Source organism: Oceanobacillus kimchii X50 (genome assembly GCF_000340475.1).
Classification (GTDB): domain Bacteria; phylum Bacillota; class Bacilli; order Bacillales; family Amphibacillaceae; genus Oceanobacillus; species Oceanobacillus kimchii.
Map to the genome: position 1 here is coordinate 1311944 of NZ_CM001792.1, position 19725 is coordinate 1331668.

At 33.7% G+C, this 19725-nt stretch carries 21 protein-coding genes and 1 riboswitch; of the genes, 9 read left to right on the forward strand and 12 right to left on the reverse strand.

Annotation, left to right across the window (positions count from 1 at the left end; all coding sequences use genetic code 11):
* Positions 1–98: 98 nt before the first annotated feature.
* From C794_RS06990 to lipA, 3 genes are all read left to right on the forward strand, one after another.
* Positions 99–1331 carry a dicarboxylate/amino acid:cation symporter gene (locus C794_RS06990; RefSeq protein ID WP_017796416.1) on the forward strand — a complete coding sequence of 411 codons (1233 nt, stop codon included), beginning with the start codon at positions 99–101 and terminating at the stop codon, positions 1329–1331.
* A 106-nt stretch (positions 1332–1437) separates the two neighbouring features.
* A riboswitch (TPP riboswitch) is annotated at positions 1438–1547 on the forward strand.
* A 308-nt stretch (positions 1548–1855) separates the two neighbouring features.
* Entirely contained in the window at positions 1856–2677 is an 822-nt protein-coding gene (locus tag C794_RS06995) for a lipoate--protein ligase family protein (RefSeq protein ID WP_017796417.1), read from the forward strand.
* Positions 2670–3614: a lipoyl synthase gene (lipA, locus tag C794_RS07000; protein WP_017796418.1), complete on the forward strand. Its 945-nt coding sequence runs from the start codon at positions 2670–2672 to the stop codon at positions 3612–3614. Before C794_RS06995 ends, lipA begins: the two co-directional genes overlap by 8 nt.
* A 232-nt stretch (positions 3615–3846) precedes the next feature.
* Here lipA and C794_RS07005 read toward each other — a convergent pair whose 3' ends face one another.
* Positions 3847–4455 carry a protein kinase family protein gene (locus tag C794_RS07005; protein WP_017796419.1) on the reverse strand — a complete coding sequence of 203 codons (609 nt, stop codon included), beginning with the start codon at positions 4453–4455 and terminating at the stop codon, positions 3847–3849.
* A gap of 2 nt (positions 4456–4457) precedes the next feature.
* The gene (locus tag C794_RS21175; protein ID WP_017796420.1) at positions 4458–4580 is read right to left on the reverse strand and encodes a hypothetical protein; all 123 of its coding nucleotides are present in this window, start codon (positions 4578–4580) and stop codon (positions 4458–4460) included.
* Between the two features lie 453 nt (positions 4581–5033).
* On the opposite strand from C794_RS21175, the gene C794_RS07015 reads away from it, so the two are divergent.
* The gene (locus C794_RS07015) at positions 5034–5426 is read left to right on the forward strand and encodes a DUF4064 domain-containing protein (RefSeq protein ID WP_017796421.1); all 393 of its coding nucleotides are present in this window, start codon (positions 5034–5036) and stop codon (positions 5424–5426) included.
* A 98-nt stretch (positions 5427–5524) separates the two neighbouring features.
* Here C794_RS07015 and C794_RS07020 read toward each other — a convergent pair whose 3' ends face one another.
* The 3 genes from C794_RS07020 to C794_RS19775 form a co-directional block, all read right to left on the reverse strand.
* On the reverse strand, positions 5525–6337 hold the full coding sequence (locus tag C794_RS07020; RefSeq protein WP_017796422.1) for a protein phosphatase 2C domain-containing protein: 813 nt from the start codon (positions 6335–6337) through the stop codon (positions 5525–5527).
* Positions 6330–6788 (reverse strand): HIT family protein, encoded by a 459-nt coding sequence (locus tag C794_RS07025; RefSeq protein WP_017796423.1) that lies wholly within the window; start codon positions 6786–6788, stop codon positions 6330–6332. The genes C794_RS07020 and C794_RS07025 overlap by 8 nt, the downstream gene beginning before the upstream one ends.
* A gap of 241 nt (positions 6789–7029) precedes the next feature.
* The gene (locus C794_RS19775) at positions 7030–7284 is read right to left on the reverse strand and encodes a hypothetical protein (RefSeq protein WP_017796424.1); all 255 of its coding nucleotides are present in this window, start codon (positions 7282–7284) and stop codon (positions 7030–7032) included.
* Between the two features lie 301 nt (positions 7285–7585).
* On the opposite strand from C794_RS19775, the gene C794_RS07035 reads away from it, so the two are divergent.
* The 3 genes from C794_RS07035 to ftsW are packed head-to-tail and all read left to right on the forward strand — an operon-like array spanning position 7586 to position 10564.
* A complete protein-coding gene (locus C794_RS07035) occupies positions 7586–8215 on the forward strand; it encodes a helix-turn-helix domain-containing protein (RefSeq protein WP_017796425.1) in 630 nt (209 codons plus the stop codon).
* A 43-nt stretch (positions 8216–8258) separates the two neighbouring features.
* Complete coding sequence (rodA, locus tag C794_RS07040; RefSeq protein WP_017796426.1) at positions 8259–9419, forward strand: rod shape-determining protein RodA; 1161 nt, start codon at positions 8259–8261, stop codon at positions 9417–9419.
* Positions 9420–9442: 23 nt separating this feature from the next.
* On the forward strand, positions 9443–10564 hold the full coding sequence (gene ftsW / locus C794_RS07045; RefSeq protein WP_017796427.1) for a putative lipid II flippase FtsW: 1122 nt from the start codon (positions 9443–9445) through the stop codon (positions 10562–10564).
* Positions 10565–10629: 65 nt separating this feature from the next.
* Here the strand turns inward: ftsW and C794_RS07050 are convergent, their stop codons facing one another.
* The 6 genes from C794_RS07050 to C794_RS07075 form a co-directional block, all read right to left on the reverse strand.
* Positions 10630–10968, reverse strand: a complete 339-nt coding sequence (locus tag C794_RS07050) for a hypothetical protein (RefSeq protein ID WP_017796428.1) — start codon at positions 10966–10968, stop codon at positions 10630–10632.
* Positions 10969–10970: 2 nt separating this feature from the next.
* On the reverse strand, positions 10971–12845 hold the full coding sequence (locus C794_RS07055) for a DUF6792 domain-containing protein (protein ID WP_017796429.1): 1875 nt from the start codon (positions 12843–12845) through the stop codon (positions 10971–10973).
* A 5-nt stretch (positions 12846–12850) separates the two neighbouring features.
* Positions 12851–13456, reverse strand: a complete 606-nt coding sequence (locus C794_RS07060; protein WP_230199322.1) for a hypothetical protein — start codon at positions 13454–13456, stop codon at positions 12851–12853.
* A 204-nt stretch (positions 13457–13660) separates the two neighbouring features.
* Complete coding sequence (locus C794_RS07065; RefSeq protein ID WP_017796431.1) at positions 13661–14344, reverse strand: hypothetical protein; 684 nt, start codon at positions 14342–14344, stop codon at positions 13661–13663.
* A gap of 129 nt (positions 14345–14473) precedes the next feature.
* Positions 14474–14899 carry a hypothetical protein gene (locus C794_RS07070; RefSeq protein WP_017796432.1) on the reverse strand — a complete coding sequence of 142 codons (426 nt, stop codon included), beginning with the start codon at positions 14897–14899 and terminating at the stop codon, positions 14474–14476.
* A gap of 79 nt (positions 14900–14978) precedes the next feature.
* The gene (locus tag C794_RS07075; protein ID WP_017796433.1) at positions 14979–16436 is read right to left on the reverse strand and encodes a flavin monoamine oxidase family protein; all 1458 of its coding nucleotides are present in this window, start codon (positions 16434–16436) and stop codon (positions 14979–14981) included.
* A 126-nt stretch (positions 16437–16562) separates the two neighbouring features.
* Here C794_RS07075 and C794_RS07080 point away from each other — a divergent pair, with 126 nt between their 5' ends.
* The gene (locus C794_RS07080; RefSeq protein WP_017796434.1) at positions 16563–17009 is read left to right on the forward strand and encodes an NUDIX hydrolase; all 447 of its coding nucleotides are present in this window, start codon (positions 16563–16565) and stop codon (positions 17007–17009) included.
* A gap of 98 nt (positions 17010–17107) precedes the next feature.
* Here C794_RS07080 and C794_RS21360 read toward each other — a convergent pair whose 3' ends face one another.
* Positions 17108–17347, reverse strand: coding sequence for an anti sigma factor C-terminal domain-containing protein (locus C794_RS21360; protein ID WP_195891534.1), 240 nt, complete (start codon positions 17345–17347; stop codon positions 17108–17110).
* 367 nt (positions 17348–17714) lie between these two features.
* Between C794_RS21360 and C794_RS07085 the strand changes: the two genes are divergently transcribed.
* Positions 17715–19721 carry a glycoside hydrolase family 3 protein gene (locus C794_RS07085; RefSeq protein ID WP_017796435.1) on the forward strand — a complete coding sequence of 669 codons (2007 nt, stop codon included), beginning with the start codon at positions 17715–17717 and terminating at the stop codon, positions 19719–19721.
* Positions 19722–19725 lie beyond the last annotated feature (4 nt).

The window sequence follows — 19725 nt, forward strand, 5'->3', positions numbered from 1 at the left end:
TAGAAAAAATTACTTCATTTGCCTCTTTGACTTCAATAAAAAAAGGAGTAGAATATACTAAGTTAATGAAATGAAATTACATAATGAAGGTGAGATACATGAAAGAAAAATTAAAAGCATATCGATTTCCTATTATTTTACTGGCATCAATCATTATTGGGAGTATTATAGGGATTTTATTTGGTGAAGAAGCTACTATTATTAAACCACTTGGGGATTTATTTATTAATTTGTTATTTATGATTGTTATACCTTTAGTTTTCTTTACCATATCATCAGCGATTGCTGGTATGGATAGTATGAAACGTCTTGGGAAGATTTTGGGCTCTATGATTACGGTTTTTGTTGTTACAGGAATAATTGCATCTGTATTTATGTTAGTTGCTACTGTTATTTTTGAACCGGGTTCTGGTGTAAATATTCCCTTGGATACACCAGAAAATGTGGAAGAACAAAGCTTATCGGAACAATTGGTTAATACGTTTACAGTACCAGATTTTGTTGATTTATTTTCCCGAGACAATATGTTAGCACTAATTGTTTTTTCTGTATTGATTGGTGTAGCGACTGGTTTAACTGGGGAGAAGGGTAGACCATTCGCTACATTTCTAACTAGTGCTTCTGAAGTGTTTATGAAAATCATAAAACTCGTGATGTACTATGCCCCAATTGGTCTTGGAGCGTACTTTGCAGCACTTGTTGGAGAATTTGGAGCGGAATTAATTGGGGATTATGCGAAAGCAATTATCATTTATTACCCAGTTTCCGTATTATATTTTGCAATTGGCTTTACCTTATATGCATTTCTTGCTGGTGGTAAGAAGGGAGTTACTCGTTTTTGGAAAAATATCTTAGCTCCGGCAGCAACTTCACTTGGTACTGGAAGTAGTATCGCTGCTTTACCTGTAAACTTACAAGCGGCTAAACGTATTGGTGTTCCAAAGGATGTTCGTGAAACGGTACTTCCTTTAGGGGCAACGATTCATATGGATGGATCGTGTTTATCTGCAATGCTTAAAATTGCATTTGTCTTTGGCGTATTCAATATGGATTTCTCGGGATTTGATACTTTCCTAACTGCTATTGGAATATGCTTGTTGTCTGGAATTGTGATGAGTGGAATTCCAGGTGGCGGATTTATGGGAGAAATGATGATAATCACACTGTATGGTTTACCAATGGAAGCATTACCAATCATAACTGCCATTGGAGTAGTGGTTGATCCGCCTGCAACGATGGTTAATGTTACTGGTGATACCGTATCAAGTATGTTAGTAACCAGACAAATTGAAGGAAAAGATTGGATGGAGAAGAGTGAAAATTTGACCTAGACTTTTAAGGGTCCTTGCTAAATAAACGGAGTAAAAAAGTATCTTTACATTATATTCCATTATTGGTAAGCTTGGGTTGTTAGTAAATGACATTTAAATAGAATTTTTTTCACACTAGGGGAGCTATGGTAAATAGCTGAGATGAACATTGGATTGTTTAGACCCTTTATACTCGAACAGGATAATGCCTGCGTGAGGAAGTGTGGTCAATAGGCATAAGTATATTGACTACATTCTCTCATGATGAATGTGGTCTTTTTGTTTGTTTCAAAGAGGTTGTTCAAAGAGTCTGGTGAAAATAACACAGATCAGGGGGGAACTTCTGCTAAGATCGCCCACGTCCTGTGGACAACGCAGAAATCACCACATCCTGTGGAAGCTCGTTGGCTTGCTTTAGTTCCTCACGTATTAACTGCATACGTTCCGGTACTCAAAGCTAAGCCGCCTCGATCTTCTCGGTCCTTTTCATCCACCCTTTTAAACCCACACTTAAAGTGAAAAAGTTCGCTAAGGAGGAAAAATCTTTGCGAGAAAAATGGGCGTTCGTAGAAAACACTCCACAAGATGCAGCGATTAATATGGCACTAGACGAAGCTTTGTTGCATTGGCATCAAAAAGGTGAAATTCCACCAACTTTGCGATTTTATCGATGGAATGAACCGACACTCTCTATAGGATATTTTCAGAAAGTAGATGGTAAAATTGATCTTGAAGGTATTAAAAAGCATCAATGTCAATTGGTAAGAAGAATGACCGGTGGAAGTGCTGTCCTGCATGATGATGAATTGACATACAGTATTGTCATTTCAGAAAGGCATGAGAGAGTTGCATCATCTATTCGTCAAGCATATTACGATTTATCAAAAGGTATATTAAGAGCCTATCAATTGCTGGGGATTGAAGTAGATTATGCACATGAGCCAATCTCTAAAAATCGAAGCACGATTTGTTTTGAGCAACCCGCATTTTATGAATTGCTTGCAAATGGAAAGAAAATTTCAGGGAACGCACAAATAAGGAAAAAAGGAATACTACTTCAACATGGATCAATCCCTATATCTATGAATGTGGAGATGCTATTTGATTTATTACAATTTCCAACAGATCAAATAAAAAAAAGAAAGAGACAAGGATTTTATGAAAGAGCGACTACTATTAATAAGGAGTTAGGAGAAAAGCAATCCTATAAAGTGGTAAGAGATGCTTTTCAACAAGGTTTTTCAGAAATTTTAAATATCGAATTAGAGCCAATAACGTTGACAGAAGAACAGTGGAAAGAAGTGTATCAGATTGCCGAAGCTAAATATTCGAAGAGTAATATAAAAGGAGCTGTTTCACATGTCTAATCAACAAACTCATGTACGAAAGCCAGATTGGTTAAAAACAAGAATTAATACAAACAAATCTTATCGAAACTTAAAAAAGCTGATGCGTGATAATCGGTTAAATACAGTTTGTGAAGAGGCACGCTGTCCAAACTTACATGAATGCTGGAGCGAAAGAAAAACAGCTACATTTATGATTTTAGGAGATACGTGTACAAGGGGATGCCGATTCTGTGCAGTAAAAACAGGGCTGCCGAATGAGCTGGATTGGGGAGAACCAGAACGTGTGGCTGATTCTGTCACCGTAATGGGTTTAAAACATGTGGTAGTAACAGCAGTCGCTCGAGATGATTTGAATGATGGCGGTGCAGCAGTATTTGCAGAAACTGTCCGAGCTATTCGTAGAAAAAATCCAGGTTGTACTATTGAAATTTTGCCTTCTGATATGAAAGGAGATTATGAAAGTCTCCATACATTAATGGATAGTGGACCAGATATTTTTAATCATAATATTGAGACCGTTCGAAGACTTACCAAGAGGGTGCGAGCTAGGGCTACGTATGACCGTTCATTAGAGTTACTCCGACGTGTAAAAGAAATAGCTCCAAAAACACCAACAAAATCTAGTATAATGGTTGGTCTAGGAGAAGAAAAAGAAGAGATTATTCAAGCAATGGATGATTTATTAAATCATAATGTGGATATTGTTACACTTGGCCAATATTTACAGCCAACGAAAAAACATCTAGAGGTAGTGCGTTACTATCACCCAGATGAATTTGAAGAACTGAAAAATATTGCCTTAGAAAAAGGCTTTTCCCATTGTGAAGCTGGTCCACTAGTTCGTTCCTCATACCATGCGGATGAACAAGTATCTAACGCAGCAGCTCAACGAAGAATTAAATATATGAAAGGTGTAGAGAAGCAAGAAAACACTCAACTGGATTTTAATTTCTGAGTACCATAAGTAGGGCATAGACAAAGTAAAACGGGTTGCTCAAAAGAAGAATGATAATAAGATTTAGCGGTAGAAATATACTTTATGTGGGGTGAAAGTCTACCAGGTGTTATGAGCAATCAGAATCTCACCAGTCACTAGTTAGATAAGCGGAGTATATCTCTGGTTTAAACTAATCATTCGAATTTATCTTTTGAGTAAACCCTTTTGTCTTAACCTATTATTAAATAGACTATTTATTACGAAGCCGATATAGTTTGGAAACGCTATTCATTATCCATTTTGGAATTTTAGTAGGAAAATAAGTTCGATGATAGTATTTTTCATATCCATTTTTTAAATCTTGCCATTGAGTGCATTGTTTTTCCTGAGAAAAACGAGCAACATCAATAATTTTAATCGTACCTTCTTTTGTGACAATCAAATTGTGTAAATGAATATCGGATGGATTTAAACCAACGTCCCTTGCATATTGTAATCCATTGTCAACTTGGTGTACATAGTCTGATTTTAATAAAATTCCTTCCGCCAAGCATTCAAAAAAAGTTTTTCCCTCAATCAAATCCATTACCAAATAGTTGGGTCCAGACTCATAAATGGTTGGATAATAACTACTGCCTTTTAGTTTTTCATAGTTATTTTTTTCTTGAATAGCTGTTTTTTCAAAAGGTGGATAAAATATTTTAATGACTCTATGCTCTCCGTTCACTTTAAATACAACAGCACTTCTTCCCGTCCCATAAACCTGCAAATCAGGGTGATGTTTCAGTACTTTTACTTGATTATTTTTATTTGAAAATGAAACGGTAGAGACATAGAAGTTGTATTGAGATGAATTCATTATTATTTAAACTTACCTTTCCTTTTTGCTAGTTTCTTCTTAATTAATGGTAGAGCGTGTTTCTGAGCTTGTTTCATTCCTTCTTTTACCACTTTTGATTTTAATAATTTTGTGAGTTTAGACATATAATTACCTCCTTTTAAAAGTGTGGCAATAAGTCCATAAAAAGAGACCTTTGCCCACTAAATTGAGCAAAGGTCTCGCAAGCAACTTAATAAAAAGTTGCCAGCAGTGCCGAGGATTCCTCCTGTAATGACGACAGCTGCTATTATGCTACTCCCCTTTGGGATTAATTTAAATGATATTTGAATATATTATATAAGCTTGTTTTTTTATAAGCAAGCATTTAGCATCATATAATGTAAAACTCGAATCTCATTCTTAGAATATTTGGCAGTATGTGTTTGGATAAATTATACTATTCACAAGAAAGTATTCATATGACTAATAATATTATAATTACTAAAAGCCTTTTACGAGATACATCTAACTATGATAGGTGTTGATTTACTGTGGGCTATGGTTACGAGAAAAAAGAGTTAACAAAAATACACGGATGAATGAAAGGAGAGAAATGAGTGAATCGATCTATTGAAAAGATTTTGAGTACAATTGCAGTTTGTGTCGATGCAGGATTTGTAATTTTTCTTGGGATTTTTGCACTTATAATTAATGTGAATCTAAGAGAGGGTACATCTGCTGTCCCTCATGGAGATTTACCTATAATCTTTTCTATTTTTCTACATCTATTATGGCTTCCGGCAGTTATGTATTTAATTAGTTTTATATTGGGATTAATAGGTGTTCTAAAATTGAAAGTAAATAGTAAGTTATCCGGTATATTGTTTATTTCAGCTAGCTGTATAACAGGTATGTTTATTTTTACAGGATTTGGTATTCATACTTTACTGTATATCGTTGCAGCAATTATGTGTTTTGTTAGAAAACCGAAAGATAAAATTGCAGTATAATATAGGTTGAGGAGATGTAATAATGAGACAAATAATTGCTTTGGGTGGTGCTATATGAATCTACAACAACTGAAATCAACTGCTAGCAAGAATGAGGTTTAGTTTAATTCATCACTCGGCATCGATACATTTTTAGAATTTAATACTTTCCAAGAAATGATGGTCGTACTATCTTTGACCTCTTTTGATTGTAAGGTTTCTAACATAGAAAGAATTATTTCTGTATCCTGCTGTGCAGATTCTGAAAACAAATTAAAAATTCTTTCCGGGTGTGCAAAGGGTGCATGAGGACATTCTATCAAGCCATCTGTACAGAGAAAGATATGGTTTTCTCCTTTTCTTAGTTCTCGAACGCCAGTGCTATAACAAGGGACTTCTTGATTAAATGTGTTCATTTGTCCAATCCATTCAAAAAACTGTCTTTGATTCAATTGAAATTGTCCTAATCGAATTAAATCAGGATGGAAGTAGTATAATAGACAGTCTCCCACTGAAAACCACCAAATGTATTTTTCCTTTCTCAAGACGATTAAACAGGATGATTCACCCTTAATGTTTTTGCAGTCAGTTAGGAAAGTGTTGGAATTAAAAATATGAAGTAATTTTTCTTTTATTAATTGAAAACTTTGCTGAACTGGTAATTCCATAATCCTTAAAAAATCGAATCTTGCTTCCATTATATAATGGGTGATAAGTTTAGCACTATCATCACTGCTATGTGCATCCAGGAGCATGATGAATTCCCAATTTTGTTCAAGGCTCCACCATATTAAACAACCATCTTCATTTTTATTTTGACCGGTGTTAGAATTTCCTCCAAGCCGACCTAAGTTTATATGTTTATATTGAACTACGCTTGGTTCATCTATAAAAGTTTGAGCACTACCAACCCAACTAATACAATTATTCATAAGTAGAATTCTCCAAATACGATTTTAAGCGATTACAGATTTCCAGTATTTCTTGGGTATTGCCTCTTGGAGCTTCTGGCCAATCTTGTACACCGCTAGGTCCCCAAAATTTCTTTGGTGTATGAAGATAACGAGGAATAATATGTATGTGTAAATGAGGAACATTATCACCAGAAACAATTGCATAAACATGTTCCGCATTCTCGCACTCCATTAAAGCTTTGCTAACAGAAGCAATTATTAATCCAAAAGCTTTTGATTCTTCTACATTCATATTTCCTAAAGTTGGAATATGCCTCTTCAAATCTATCATTATATATCCTAGGTAACTTTGCTGATTATTGTTATCGATATGTCCTACATAAACATAATTATTTTCATATATTTTAAATTTAGATGCAGAAATGTCGCTTTTGTGTTTTTGGCAAATAAAGCAATCTTTTTCGATCATATTGTATCTCCTCCTTAAGTAATTTTTATGATTATATAATAAAAATACTGATAAGGAAATAATAATTCGAAATTATTTGTCAAAATAAAAATCTAATACTTATGTTCGTGTTAAATGAAAGAAATAATATAGGAAGTAGGGGATCTATAATTGAGAGATAATTATAACTTTGAAAAAGATAATTAGGTGTAATAATTATGACGAATAGAGATTTAGAAAAGCATCAAATGGATGGTATTATTTAGAGAGATTTGTCGAACATACGTAAACATGAAAAGTAAGCATTCCGAGAGAATGCTTTACTTTTCATGTTTACGTTGACTTTGTGATCGTCTTTTGATTTGGTCTTTTTCTTCTCATCTTTTAATTCGATTTTTAAGTCTTCCATTGGGACGTCATCGGCAAATTTTTGGTTTTCAAATTCATCTAGAGCAGTACGGTTTTCTATATTCCTTTTTGATTTTTCGTCTTTGCGTTCATTATTATTGTCCACCATTGTTTACCACCTCTTACAAATATATTCCCTTTTTTATGTAGGTAGAAACATAGATTTATAAATAAAATGTATATAGAGCACACTAGGTTTTACGGAATATGATTCTGAAGAGAATTTTAAATCAATTTCTTATTTCATCAATTCGAAAGTATCTCCTAAATTTGTATTTATAAATTTTTAACGAACTCTTCTTTTATACTTAATATCTCTATACTAAAATAAAAATATGTTTAAGTGTGTTGACAATTTGTCAACACACTTGTATATTAAGCAATGAAATTATATTAGGTAGGAGAATACAATGAGTGATAAATATTTAACTGGAGAACGATTGAGATATATATTAGACAAAGAAGGCATGTCAATGAGGCAACTTGCAAAAAGCTCAAACATTAATGTATCTACTATTTCTAGAATTATAAATGGCAGACGAAAGCCAACATTATCACATTTACAAAGATTATCCGAAGTTCTTCATACCTCTGTTCAAGATTTATTGGGAGAAGAGAAGGTATCTTTGTATGAAAAAGAAAATATCGCATTACAAGAATCATTTTATACCGTTCAGTCTACATTGGGACAAGTAGGTAATACGCATGATTTATCGATACAAGAAATCGACAAGGAATTAAAAAAGTACATACAATTTGTGCAAACAGAAGAGGGAGAATCTACTGTATTAGCAAACTACAAAGACAAGCGCTCCAAATTAGGAGATTTTAGTGGTCCGTATTTGCAACGATTAGAAGAAATGTTTTTGCGATTTTCTTCTAAGAAAGGGACCACAAAGCAATTAATTCTTATGGGAAGTGCGCTATTATATTTTATATTTACAGTGGATGTCATACCAGATTATTTATTTCCTATTGGATTTATCGATGATGCTATTGCTATTAATCTAGTAATGGGAATGCTTGAAAAAACACAATAATGTGAGGTGGGGTTAAAAGATGTAATGTAAGTGAGGGATTTTTATGCAAAAAAAGAATATATCTATTGATTACGGCATCGTTATTATCTTATTCTTGTTTTTCGTTATAAGTCTGATTGCTGTTTATAGTGGTTCGGGTCAATATGCACAAACAGAACCATTTTTTTTCGTGTTAAGACAAGTAGTATGGTATGTAGTAGGAATCTTAGTTATGATAGGTGCAGCTTATTTTGACTATGAGTTGTTAGAACGATGGGCGTTACCGTTATACCTAAGTGGAATATTTTTATTAGTGCTTGTTCACTTTTTTGGTACTACGAAAAATGGATCCCAACGCTGGATTCACTTAGGTGTGTTTGATTTACAACCATCAGAATTTGTAAAGATATTCTTAATATTATACTTAGCAGTTCTATTAAAAAAGTATGGTAAATCTCAGTTAGATTTAAAAGCAAGCCTTGTTTTAACAGGAAAAATACTTTTGGTGACGATGGTACCGTTTGTTTTCGTTTTTGTACAACCTGATTTAGGTTCATCACTAATTATTTTAGTAATTGCTTTAACGTTAATCATCGTTTCTCATATTTCCTATAAAGTAATTCTTATGCTTATTACTGCATTCGGGGCATGTTTGGCATTCCTTGTATTTACATTTACATATTTAAATAATGTATTCGAAAAACTTCTTAAACCTCATCAATTGGAAAGGATATATGGCTGGCTTAATCCCGGTGAGTACGCCTCTAATTTTGGATATCAGCTCTACCAAGCAAGAATGGGTATTGGTTCGGGTCAATTAACAGGGAATGGGTTTAATCAAGGTCAACAAGTGCAGCAAGGCAAGATTCCAGAGGCACATACAGACTTTATATTCGCCGTAATTGGAGAAGAATTTGGATTTTTAGGTGCAAGTATTTTAGTACTTCTATACTTTTTGCTTATTTACCGAATTATACGAGTAGCATTTCAATCAGAAACATTTTTTGGGGTTTATATATGTGTAGGTGTGGTTGCTTTGATTGCCTTTCAAGTATTTCAAAACATTGGAATGACGATAGGGGTGATGCCAATTACCGGAATAACATTGCCCTTGGTTAGTTATGGCGGTAGTGCATTATTAACGAACATGTTGGCAATAGGGATTGTTTTTAGTGTTCAAATTAGATCATCGAAAGAGTATCTATTTAGAGAGAAGGCACTGTAATTCTTAAAAGGAAGGGTGATGATATGATTAGAGATAAACTAAAAAGAATGGACTATTCATTAATCATTATCCCTATGGTATTAGCAATTTTCGGAATTATTATGGTGTATAGCGCAAGCTTTCCTTTTGCGTATGTACACTATGATAATTCAACTTTTTTTGTTCAAAGACAAATTCTATGGTTTCTAATCGGTCTAGTGTTTTTTGTATTCGCTACGCTTATCCCTATACATGTATACGGAAGATTAAGTCCAATTTTTGTACTGCTGTCTATCATATTATTAATTCTTGTATTACTTCCTGGAGTTGGAGTAGAAAGGAATAATTCGCAACGGTGGATACAACTTGGTTTCTTTCTATTTCAACCAACTGAAGCAATTAAGATATTTATGATTATATATTTTGCTTACATTTTTGCAAGAAAACAGTCATACATAGAAAAATTTCATAAAGGATTATTACCGCCGTTAATCATCTTACTAGTAGTATTCTTACTAATATTATCACAACCAGATTTAGGTACAGCAGCATTAATTTTACTCTCTTGTGGAATTATTGTTACTTGTTCAGGGGCAAGGTGGAGCCATCTATTGTTTTTAATCAGCACCGCAGTTGTCGGGCTTATTTATTTTGCATATTCTTCCCCATATCGTTTGGATCGATTAACGTCATTCCGCAATCCCTTTGACAATTTTGCTGGAGACGGTTATCAGTTGGTAAATTCTCTTACTGCAATTGGAAGTGGGGGATTGACTGGAAATGGGTTAGGGGCCAGCATTCAAAAGTTAGGTTTCTTACCAGAATCACACACGGACTTTATTATGGCCATTACCATTGAGGAATTAGGTTTACTAGGATTATTTATAGTTATTATAGCATACATGTTTATTCTAGTTCGGGGAATACAAATTTCGAGAAAACTTACTGAATCATTTCATCAATTTCTGGCAATAGGTATTACTTTTCAACTAATGATACAAATCATGTTTAATTTAGGAGCTGTTTCAGGCCTATTACCAATAACCGGTATAACACTTCCATTAATTAGTTATGGGGGATCTTCATTATTATTTACAATGATATCAATTGGAATATTAGTGAATCTATCTTCCTATGCAGAGGAGCAAACGGAAGAAAAAATTTAAAGATGGCAGGGAAAACTTCTTCTTCCTTGCCATCTTTATTTATTTCATTATGCATAGTAGAATTTCTATGCAGATGGTGTATTTTCGTATGTTATGGTTAATCGCTGTTCTTTCATATCTTCTACTTGCTCATTGAAATTAGTTACGACACGGTTGATTTTATAATTTAAAGTAAGGCCAATAGATACGTCATGTAACTGTAGAAGACGAGACTCACTTTGCAGAGAATCTACAATTTTTCCTTTTTGATCTTCTCCAACAATAACGTCTCCAATAAGTTTATAAAATTGATCATCTTGTTCTTGTATGTTATTCACATGTTTTCGTAATGTATCTTTTTTATATGAAAAATCTTCACTACTAAGTATACTCTCTGTAACAGTGATAGAGTGTAACTCACTCATAATTAAATCCTCCCGATTAAGTTAAACATATCAGAAACATGATCCTCTGCTTCAAATAAATCTTCAATAGACGTTCGGTACGTCTCAATATGTTTTTTCCCTTTTTCCACGGATTGTCGCATGTAGCTAATCTCCTCATCAAGATCAGCTTGTTCTAAAGGAAGAAATTCTTCATGGACATTAATTTGACGGACAGTCTTATTTAAGCGTGGAAAGTAAATGTGTTTTCTTAGTAAATCTCTATATAGACCAGGACTAGCTTCCATTTCATTTATCTTGGCCATAACTTTTTGTTTTTCTTCATTAAATGCGTTTTGAATTTCATCAGTCACTGCTTTTTCGAGGTTATTAATCATGGTGGATTTCTCTTCAAGAAGGGGAAAGCATTGTTGATACATTCGTAGTGCCGCAGATATATTAATTTGTATGTTTCCTCCTTTACTGGAGGTTAATACCATATCTCTTCCTAGATAAGATTTATTTCTGCCATCACCACTTAATGATGAAAGCATTTCTATCAGACTATGACTATCTGTAATTGCTTCTAAGTTGTGTAGAATATTACTATCCTGAATATTTTTGACGATTTCTGTGAATTTTTTCCCGTGTTGCATGATTTTTAAAATGGTACCAGAGTCTGCGCCCAATGTAGCAAATGGGTTATTCAAATCTCGTACACTTATATTTCTCTCTATTAATTCTTGAATCTCATTTAGTTCGTGCTGCAAATTACCGAACTCGGTGATTAATGTATCTTGTTGGTTCTTGGTAATATAACCAGCCTCATAGAGCCTTCCGAAAATTAATTCTGAGTTATCTGTTATGATTTTAATCTTTTCGTTTAATACCGGAACATTGTCGTTTAAGTTACGGATGACAGTATCTACTTCAGTAGGACTCGTAATATACCATTTGAAATAGTCCATACCACCACTCTTATCTTCAAATAATGAAGGGTTAACTCCAAGTAATTTCTCAATACCAGCATTCATTCCACCTTGCTCTGCTGCTATCGTGTAATCTATGGCCATTTCTTGAAAACTAACTATGATATCGTCGGGAATATCATCAACTATTTCACGTAAACCAGGAAGGGAAGGATTCGTATTAATATACTGAACGTCTCCTAATGTGAGAAAACCACGTATACCACTCACAGCGTACAGTGGGTCATCTTCAGAGATAAATTGCGTTATATTTTGTTCTTTGTCACTGTAGTAATCTTTCGCAAAATCGTGAAGTTCTTGAGGTGTGATGTCGTAGATGTCGTAAATTCCTTCTATGGAAAAAGCTTCTTCAAGAGATACTTGAAAATGTATGTCTAGTCTATATAATTGATAATAATTTGTCTGTGCTCCGTTAATACTAAAGACTTCATCAAAAGTGTTAAATACTAAATGAGCAGTTGTGTTATTATTATGTGCTAATGAATGTGCGAGTCCTATTGTATTAGTGTTATTATCTATTTCAAATTCAGTATAAGCATCGTTGGTAAAGTTATTAGTGGCAATTGCTTGATCACTTGATTGTCCTGCAAACATTGCTTTTAAATTATATTCCCAGTCTTGTATATCTTGAGTGCCTTGAGAAATTACATATACTTCTTCTGTTTCTCCTTTATTAATATAAATAGCAGTACCGTCATAACCTGATTGTTGAACTTCTAGATCATTTGACTCGGATGAGTGAAATATCTTCAAGTCTTCATCGAGTAGTTTTCCAGTTTCTTCTAAAAAAATTTTCTTTACCTCAATTTCAAAATTATTTTTGGCTTTTTCTAAAGGTATATTTTGTAGTGCTTTAGGAGAAAAATGCTTATATTCTAAGTCTATAATTCTTGTTTTAATTTCAGGGGTATTAAATAAATTTGGATTCATATAAGTCACTCACTTTTATAATCTTCAAATTTTATCGATTTAAATTGTTCAATGATACTATTTTTATGGTTATTTATCTTGACTTCGCAATTATTATCGTTCAATTCATTAGTACATTTTACGGTGGAGGTTATTTGAATTTGTTGATTATCATTCCATAATAATGAAACTAGCATTACCCTCTTATCGTTTATTTTATACTCCGCGACATCATATGTTTTTGAATTACTATCAATATTTTTAAATTCTAGGTCATAATCCGCACTCTGCGAGAGTTGCTTCTTACTACTATCTGGACTAGAGATAGCATTAAAGTAGTTGAATGTATGACTTATAAATATATCATTAATTGCTTCTCTATAACCTATAACTAGTGTTTCACTACGGTTATCTGGACCAACGATATGACTTTTTTCGTCTATAAGCATCTTCTCTGGAAAGTCCATCGTAAAACTTTTTGACTTGGAAAAGAAAGGGTAGAATCCTTCACGCACAGGCTCTATGGATTGTATAAATTCACGGGTGAATTCATCTTGAAGAGCTGGAACATCGGCTAAATCTTCAGCTTTCATTTCAGAAGGAGACGTATTTTCTTCTTTATCATTATTCATACCACAACCTCCTAGGATAAATAAGACAATTAATAATATCCACATATATTTTTTCATGAGGCATACCTCCAACATAGGTCTTAATCTTCATCGTATATAAGTATATAGATTATATACCCGGAATCAACAAAAATAAGTAAAAATTATGAAAATAATACAAATGTCGTAAGTATTATTGACTAAAAGAGGTGAAAGTGAAATGAATTAATTTAAGTTTGTTTTAAAATCATTTACTTTCATATTAATTACATCTATGGTTTTTAATATTTCAATAATATTATCTTTTTCTTTGCTTACATGTTCTTTACATTGATTCGCTTCAGTACAGGTGAAACTTACGTTAAGGTGGATTTGGCCATATTCGTTCCAAATTAATGCTGCTATAGAATAAAGTTTTTCATTAAACTTGTAGTCTGCAATGGATAAATTGGTTTCATTATTTGTTTTTATATCTTCAAAATTTAAATCTCTGCCGTGGCTAAGTGAAATTGTATTTTTACTGTTTTCTTCGACAGGCTCTCCTCTATAATAGTGTAAAATATAATTTGGATATACTTCTAAATTTCTATTAGAAGATCCCCAAGTAATAGTTTCGCTTCTATTGTCCGGACCAACTATATGACTTTCAATATTTACAATCATGTCCTGTGGAAAATCCATCGTAAAACTCTTTGACTTGGATACGAAAGGGTAGAAGCCTTCACGAACGGGTTCGATGGATTGTATAAACTCACGGGTGAATTTATCTTGAAGGGCTGGAACATCGGGTAAGTCTTCAGCATTTATGTCAGAAGGGAGTAAATTTTCTTTTTCATCATCATTCGTTCCGCAGCCTGCTATCATAATTAATATTGCTAAAAGTAACCAAAGTATTTTTTCAAGAAGCATTCCTCCAACATAACTTATCGTCTTCACCACATATAAGTATATAGATTATATACCCGGAATCAACGAAAATAAGTAAAAATTATGAAAACAAAAAAATACAGATATCACATCTGTATTTTCTACAAACAACTATTCTTTTTCTATTTTTGCATCTGTAATAATTGGATATGCCATTCTATCAATGCCTTCAAAAGTTCCAGTTACCTGAACATTATCATCTTCTGTCCATTCTTCAATTGAATCAATAACAATAACATAAATATCACCTTCTGCATCTTCAATGTGAATATGGTTACTTTCTTTCAAAGTAAATGCTTCATGTTGTACGTCTTCACTATCTGAGCTTTTCATTACATGTGTTTGTTGGTCTTCATTAATTTTTTTTATTTTTCCATGCAAATTAACCGAAGTACCACTCGAAATAATCTCGTCATCAGCGTGGTCACCTAATTCCAGACTATTCAACATTTTCCTATAGTCTGCTTCAACCGTTTCATTATTGCATGCAGCTAACAAGGTGAAACAAATTAGTAAAAGAACGATTATTTTCTTCATGATAAATATTTACCTCCGTTTATTTGTTATACGTATTGAGGCTTGGCTTGTTTGAAAAGAATACAGAATATCTCTGTGGTTACTCCTGCTGATTCACTTCCATTGCTGCTCTTATTCCTGATTGAATAGCACCTTCTATCCAGCCGTTAAAATTAGAGGTGTGGTCTCCAGCAAAATGAATTCTCCCTTCAGGTTGCTTGATAATGTCTTCCGTAATTGCAGCACCGATTAAAGGAGTTAATAGGGTGAAACATCCAGCTGAATATGGATTGAGACTCCAGTTGAAATATACTGAACGAGAGAATTGTTTGTATACTATATTCCCATATATTTGAGCAAGATCTCTTAAAATCATTTGTACCATAAGGGTGGGAGTCGTACTAGTCCAGAGTAGTGCATCTTCACCCCAACTATAGCTAGCTAATAAAACAGCTGGTCCTTTCATGCCTTTACCATAACTAGGTATGTAAGAAAATCTACTTGGGAGGTCAGAGATAGCATTTCCCATATTTAAACCTTCCCAGAACCTTTCTTTGAATTCGATGCCTATTTTTACAGAAGGTATATGAAGTAATTGACGGATAATCTGCCATTTTTCAAAAGAAATAGATTCATAGGGGGTTACATCAATAAATTGAAATACAGAGAAGGGCGAAGTGTTAATTACAAAATCTCCTTTATACGTTTGTTTTTTATCAGTTTGGACAGTAATATGTGAAGATGACTGACGAATTGCGATGACCCTTTGTTCTGTTTTTATATTTTTTTCCAGCTGCTTAGAGATAGAATACGGCAATCGGTCATTTCCGTTGTTGATAGCATCGAAATGAACGTTATCTACGGTTAAAGGCTCTAGAATATCAGTAATGACATCTACAAAACTACCTTGTGGAAATCCCTCAAGTCCAGAAATTATTCCAATTAATCTTATTGCATTTGGAGAAAGGGATGGACCTAATGGATTATTTTGTAAAAATTCTCCAATAGAATAGCCTTTATATTTCTCTTCTAGTAATCTTTGTCCCTGTTCATTACTATTTGTATATAGTTCGACAAATGGATCAATGGCTTCTTGAAGAAGTTGGTCCGCGGTTTTTCCTTTTTCATGATCAGGTAGGGGAAAGTTTAATATGTCAGGATTCACTTCATACGCTTCTCTAGTCGTTCGAATATTATTAACAAGGATGATATCTTCAGGAGTTTCGTTTATAAATGGATGAAGTTTAAGAGCGAATTTTTTGATATACGCATGTACTAGTCGATGATAATTAGGAATTCTCATAGCGCCAACATCTAAATAATTTCCTTTTGTTAATGGTTCACGTATTGTGTAAACTCTTCCTCCAATACGTTTATTTGCTTCAAGAATCACTACATCATGTCCAGCGTCCTTTAGTAAATGTCCAGCAACTAATCCAGCTAAACCAGCACCAATAATAATAATTCGTTTTGGAGTACTTTTCTCCTCGATACCATTATTGATGATTTGAAGATAATCTTCGGGGTAACGTAGTTGTGTTGGTTCTCTTGTGTTCATCTGATTACCACCTTTTTTAGAACATCATATGAGTTACCTGTGCCTTATATGCTGAAGAAATGGATGAGATGGGGTAAGGATTTGTTATAATTAGTATCACTATAGAAAAAGGTGAGGGGGAACAGAATGAATGCATATCCATTGTTTATAATTAACGTAGAAGCTGCTATCTATAATAGAGGAAAGTGGTTGATTATAAAAAGAAGTGAACAAGAAGCACATGCGGGAGGTTTATTATCTCTTGTAGGCGGTAAAGTAGAGCATTCCGAGATAGAGATAGATATAATCGAAAACGCGTTAAAAAGGGAAGTAATGGAAAAAGTCGGAATTGTCATAAATAATCCCGTTTATATTTATAGTAATTACTTTACATTTGATGCAGATAAACATGTAGTTAATATTGTCTTTGCTTGTTTATATCAAGAAGAAAATGGGAGGCCAATTATTAACAGTAAGGAAGAGATTGATAAGATAAAATGGATGAGCTCTGAAGAAATTAATCAAAATAGTAATGCACCAATCTATTTAAAAGAAAGTATTCAACGATGTGAAAATCGAATGTTCCATATTTAAATCAATTAAGGCCCAGTTATTTGTAGTTTAGTATTTGGGCCTTCTTTGATTTATCCACTACTTTTTTTACCTATCCCAATTCCATAATTCTACGCCGTCTAATTCTTCATTCTGAACAAAAGGTAAGTCCTTAAGTTTTTTAATTCTTTTACTGGACCTGTGACAACTGCGCCATAAGTGATGAACCCTTCTTTTTTGATGTATTGATATTGTGTTTGTAAATGTTTTAAGTCAAGAAAAATAGTATAGTAACTCTCTGATTGATCGAGAAGAGTTCTATATTTTTTTATTGATTGTTTTCTTCGACATAAAAGAGGGTATTCACCTTTTTTCGACAATGAAAGGACAATTCTTGTCGAAGAAAATTTATAAATTTATTGAAGAAATTTATCTGGGAACTTTCGTAATAATGAATAATAGATATAAAGGATGATTTTTGTATTGGTATTTTGTTTTATTCTGAATATAAAAATAATTCTTAATTACTGTTGATTTGTTTTGTGAAAAGTAGACTTAGTCCTTCGTATTCATTTTGCACTCCAAAACAGATTTACAACATATTCCTACAACATTTTCAAACAAGGTTTGCTAAAGTCTAGTTAGCAATTACAAAAACTACATTACTTCAAAATTTGTTTTATCGAAGGAAGGGGGAATGACGAATTTTGAAAGTGCTTTTCATATCGACTTAAGGGAGGTATACAGATGTTCCGTAAATTCTTTCTATTATTTCTATCAATCGTATTAACCTTCACGACTTTACCGATGTCAGCGCTTGCCGAACAAGAAGATGAAATACAGAGGATTATAGATAATATGTCTGTCGAAGAAAAAGTAGGGCAATTGTTTATTGTCCACGTGTATGGACAAACTCCAACTGATTCAAATTATGAATCAACAAATCTCACAAATAACCGTGGTGGTAAGAACTTTCAAGAGGTAATTGAAAATTACCATATTGGAGGAATCATTTACTTCAATTGGTCACAAAACATCGGTACCCCATTAGAAAAACAACAAGTGCATGATTTATCAAATGGACTACAAGATATTGCCTTGGCACAAGAATCCGAAATACCGTTATTTATTTCAACAGACCAAGAAGGTGGTATCGTACAGCGAGTGATTTCCCCTGGTACCGTATTCCCGGGTAATATGGCGATTGGAGCTACAAATTCAATAGATTTTGCATCCAGAAGTGGTGAAATTCTAGGAAAAGAATTGGATGCTTTAGGTATTAATATGAATTTTGCCCCAACTGTAGATGTTAATCTTAATCCTGCTAATCCAGTCATTGGTGTGCGTTCTTTTGGTGAAAATCCAGTGATGGTATCACAATTGGGAGCAGCACAAATTACAGCATATGAAAATCAAGATGTCGTAGCTACGGCGAAACATTTTCCTGGGCATGGTGATACGGATGTAGATTCTCATTATGGTCTTCCAGTTATCGATCATGATTTAGATACTTTACATGAGGTTGACTTGCCTCCATTTCAAGCAGCAATTGATGCTGGGGTAGGGGCAATTATGACAGGGCATATTGTTGTTCCGGCATTAGATGATTCTGGATTACCTGCGACATTATCCTATCCGATATTAACTGAACTGCTCCGGGAAGAAATGGGGTTTGAAGGGTTGATTATTACGGATAGTTTAGGAATGTCTGGAGCAAATGTTGTTCCACCGCATCGTGTAGCAGTTGAATCTTTTTTAGCTGGAGCTGATATTTTACTAAATCCTCCAGACGTACCTGTAGCTTATGAAGGTGTGATGGATGCTGTAGAGTCAGGGGAGATTAGTGAAGAACGATTAAATGAATCGGTGTATCGAATTCTTTCTGCAAAAATGGAGTATGGATTATTTGAAGATCCATATACAGAGAGTAGTAAATTAGATGTCATTGGTTCAGAGTCACATCTCAAAACAGCTAGTGAAATTGCAGAGAAAAGTATTACTTTACTAAAGAATAATGGAGATGTCTTACCGCTTCAAGAAGGGGAAGAAGTTTTTATTACTGGTCCTTCAGCTGCATTTCCAAATAAGATAGCAAATCTTTTAGGAGAACAAGATATTAATAGTACACATTATAGTACTGCAACCAGTCCAACAGATAATCAAATTGAAGAAGCAGTGGATAGAGCGGTAACAGCAGACAAAATTGTTGTTACAACCTATACTGCTAATACAAATGAAAGACAACAAATGCTAGTGGAAGCATTGCAAGAACTGGATAAACCAATTATAGTGTCTGCTCATCGAAATCCGTATGATTTAATGGCATTTCCCAATGTTGATGCTTACCTTAACTCGTACAGCTATTTAGATGTTTCGTTAGATGCGGTTGCTGCTTCGTTAATCGGGGATATTAATCCTTATGGAAAATTACCGGTGACAATTCCAGATTTAAATGAAATAGGAGATGGCATTGATTATGTCGGTGCGGAAAGTGCTAATGATATTAAAGCACTCGTAGAAGAACTCCATACAAATGAGGAATTAAATTCCGAAGAAGCGAAGAAGGCGTTAGAAAGACATTTAACGGCAGTGGCTCAATTTGAAAAGACAAATCAATCAACGAAAGTTATCAAACATTTGAAGAGTTTTCAAACATTAATAGATCATTACAATAAACAAGAGGCATTTAGTAAAAAGGCGTATAACTATCTAGAAACTACTAGTCTTCGTCTGATTGACCAATGGGAAGACTAAAAAT

What these genes read in the sequence shown, in the direction of transcription:
- C794_RS06990 (WP_017796416.1), top strand. Translation starts at nt 99, where the DNA reads ATGAAAGAAAAATTAAAAGCATATCGATTTCCTATTATTTTACTGGCA.
- lipA (WP_017796418.1), top strand. Translation starts at nt 2,670, where the DNA reads ATGTCTAATCAACAAACTCATGTACGAAAGCCAGATTGGTTAAAAACA.
- C794_RS07005 (WP_017796419.1), bottom strand. Translation starts at nt 4,455, where the DNA reads ATGAATTCATCTCAATACAACTTCTATGTCTCTACCGTTTCATTTTCA.
- C794_RS21175 (WP_017796420.1), bottom strand. Translation starts at nt 4,580, where the DNA reads ATGTCTAAACTCACAAAATTATTAAAATCAAAAGTGGTAAAAGAAGGA.
- C794_RS07020 (WP_017796422.1), bottom strand. Translation starts at nt 6,337, where the DNA reads ATGAATAATTGTATTAGTTGGGTTGGTAGTGCTCAAACTTTTATAGAT.
- C794_RS07025 (WP_017796423.1), bottom strand. Translation starts at nt 6,788, where the DNA reads ATGATCGAAAAAGATTGCTTTATTTGCCAAAAACACAAAAGCGACATT.
- C794_RS19775 (WP_017796424.1), bottom strand. Translation starts at nt 7,284, where the DNA reads ATGGTGGACAATAATAATGAACGCAAAGACGAAAAATCAAAAAGGAAT.
- C794_RS07035 (WP_017796425.1), top strand. Translation starts at nt 7,586, where the DNA reads ATGAGTGATAAATATTTAACTGGAGAACGATTGAGATATATATTAGAC.
- rodA (WP_017796426.1), top strand. Translation starts at nt 8,259, where the DNA reads ATGCAAAAAAAGAATATATCTATTGATTACGGCATCGTTATTATCTTA.
- ftsW (WP_017796427.1), top strand. Translation starts at nt 9,443, where the DNA reads ATGATTAGAGATAAACTAAAAAGAATGGACTATTCATTAATCATTATC.
- C794_RS07050 (WP_017796428.1), bottom strand. Translation starts at nt 10,968, where the DNA reads ATGAGTGAGTTACACTCTATCACTGTTACAGAGAGTATACTTAGTAGT.
- C794_RS07055 (WP_017796429.1), bottom strand. Translation starts at nt 12,845, where the DNA reads ATGAATCCAAATTTATTTAATACCCCTGAAATTAAAACAAGAATTATA.
- C794_RS07060 (WP_230199322.1), bottom strand. Translation starts at nt 13,456, where the DNA reads ATGAATAATGATAAAGAAGAAAATACGTCTCCTTCTGAAATGAAAGCT.
- C794_RS07065 (WP_017796431.1), bottom strand. Translation starts at nt 14,344, where the DNA reads ATGCTTCTTGAAAAAATACTTTGGTTACTTTTAGCAATATTAATTATG.
- C794_RS07070 (WP_017796432.1), bottom strand. Translation starts at nt 14,899, where the DNA reads ATGAAGAAAATAATCGTTCTTTTACTAATTTGTTTCACCTTGTTAGCT.
- C794_RS07075 (WP_017796433.1), bottom strand. Translation starts at nt 16,436, where the DNA reads ATGAACACAAGAGAACCAACACAACTACGTTACCCCGAAGATTATCTT.
- C794_RS07080 (WP_017796434.1), top strand. Translation starts at nt 16,563, where the DNA reads ATGAATGCATATCCATTGTTTATAATTAACGTAGAAGCTGCTATCTAT.
- C794_RS07085 (WP_017796435.1), top strand. Translation starts at nt 17,715, where the DNA reads ATGTTCCGTAAATTCTTTCTATTATTTCTATCAATCGTATTAACCTTC.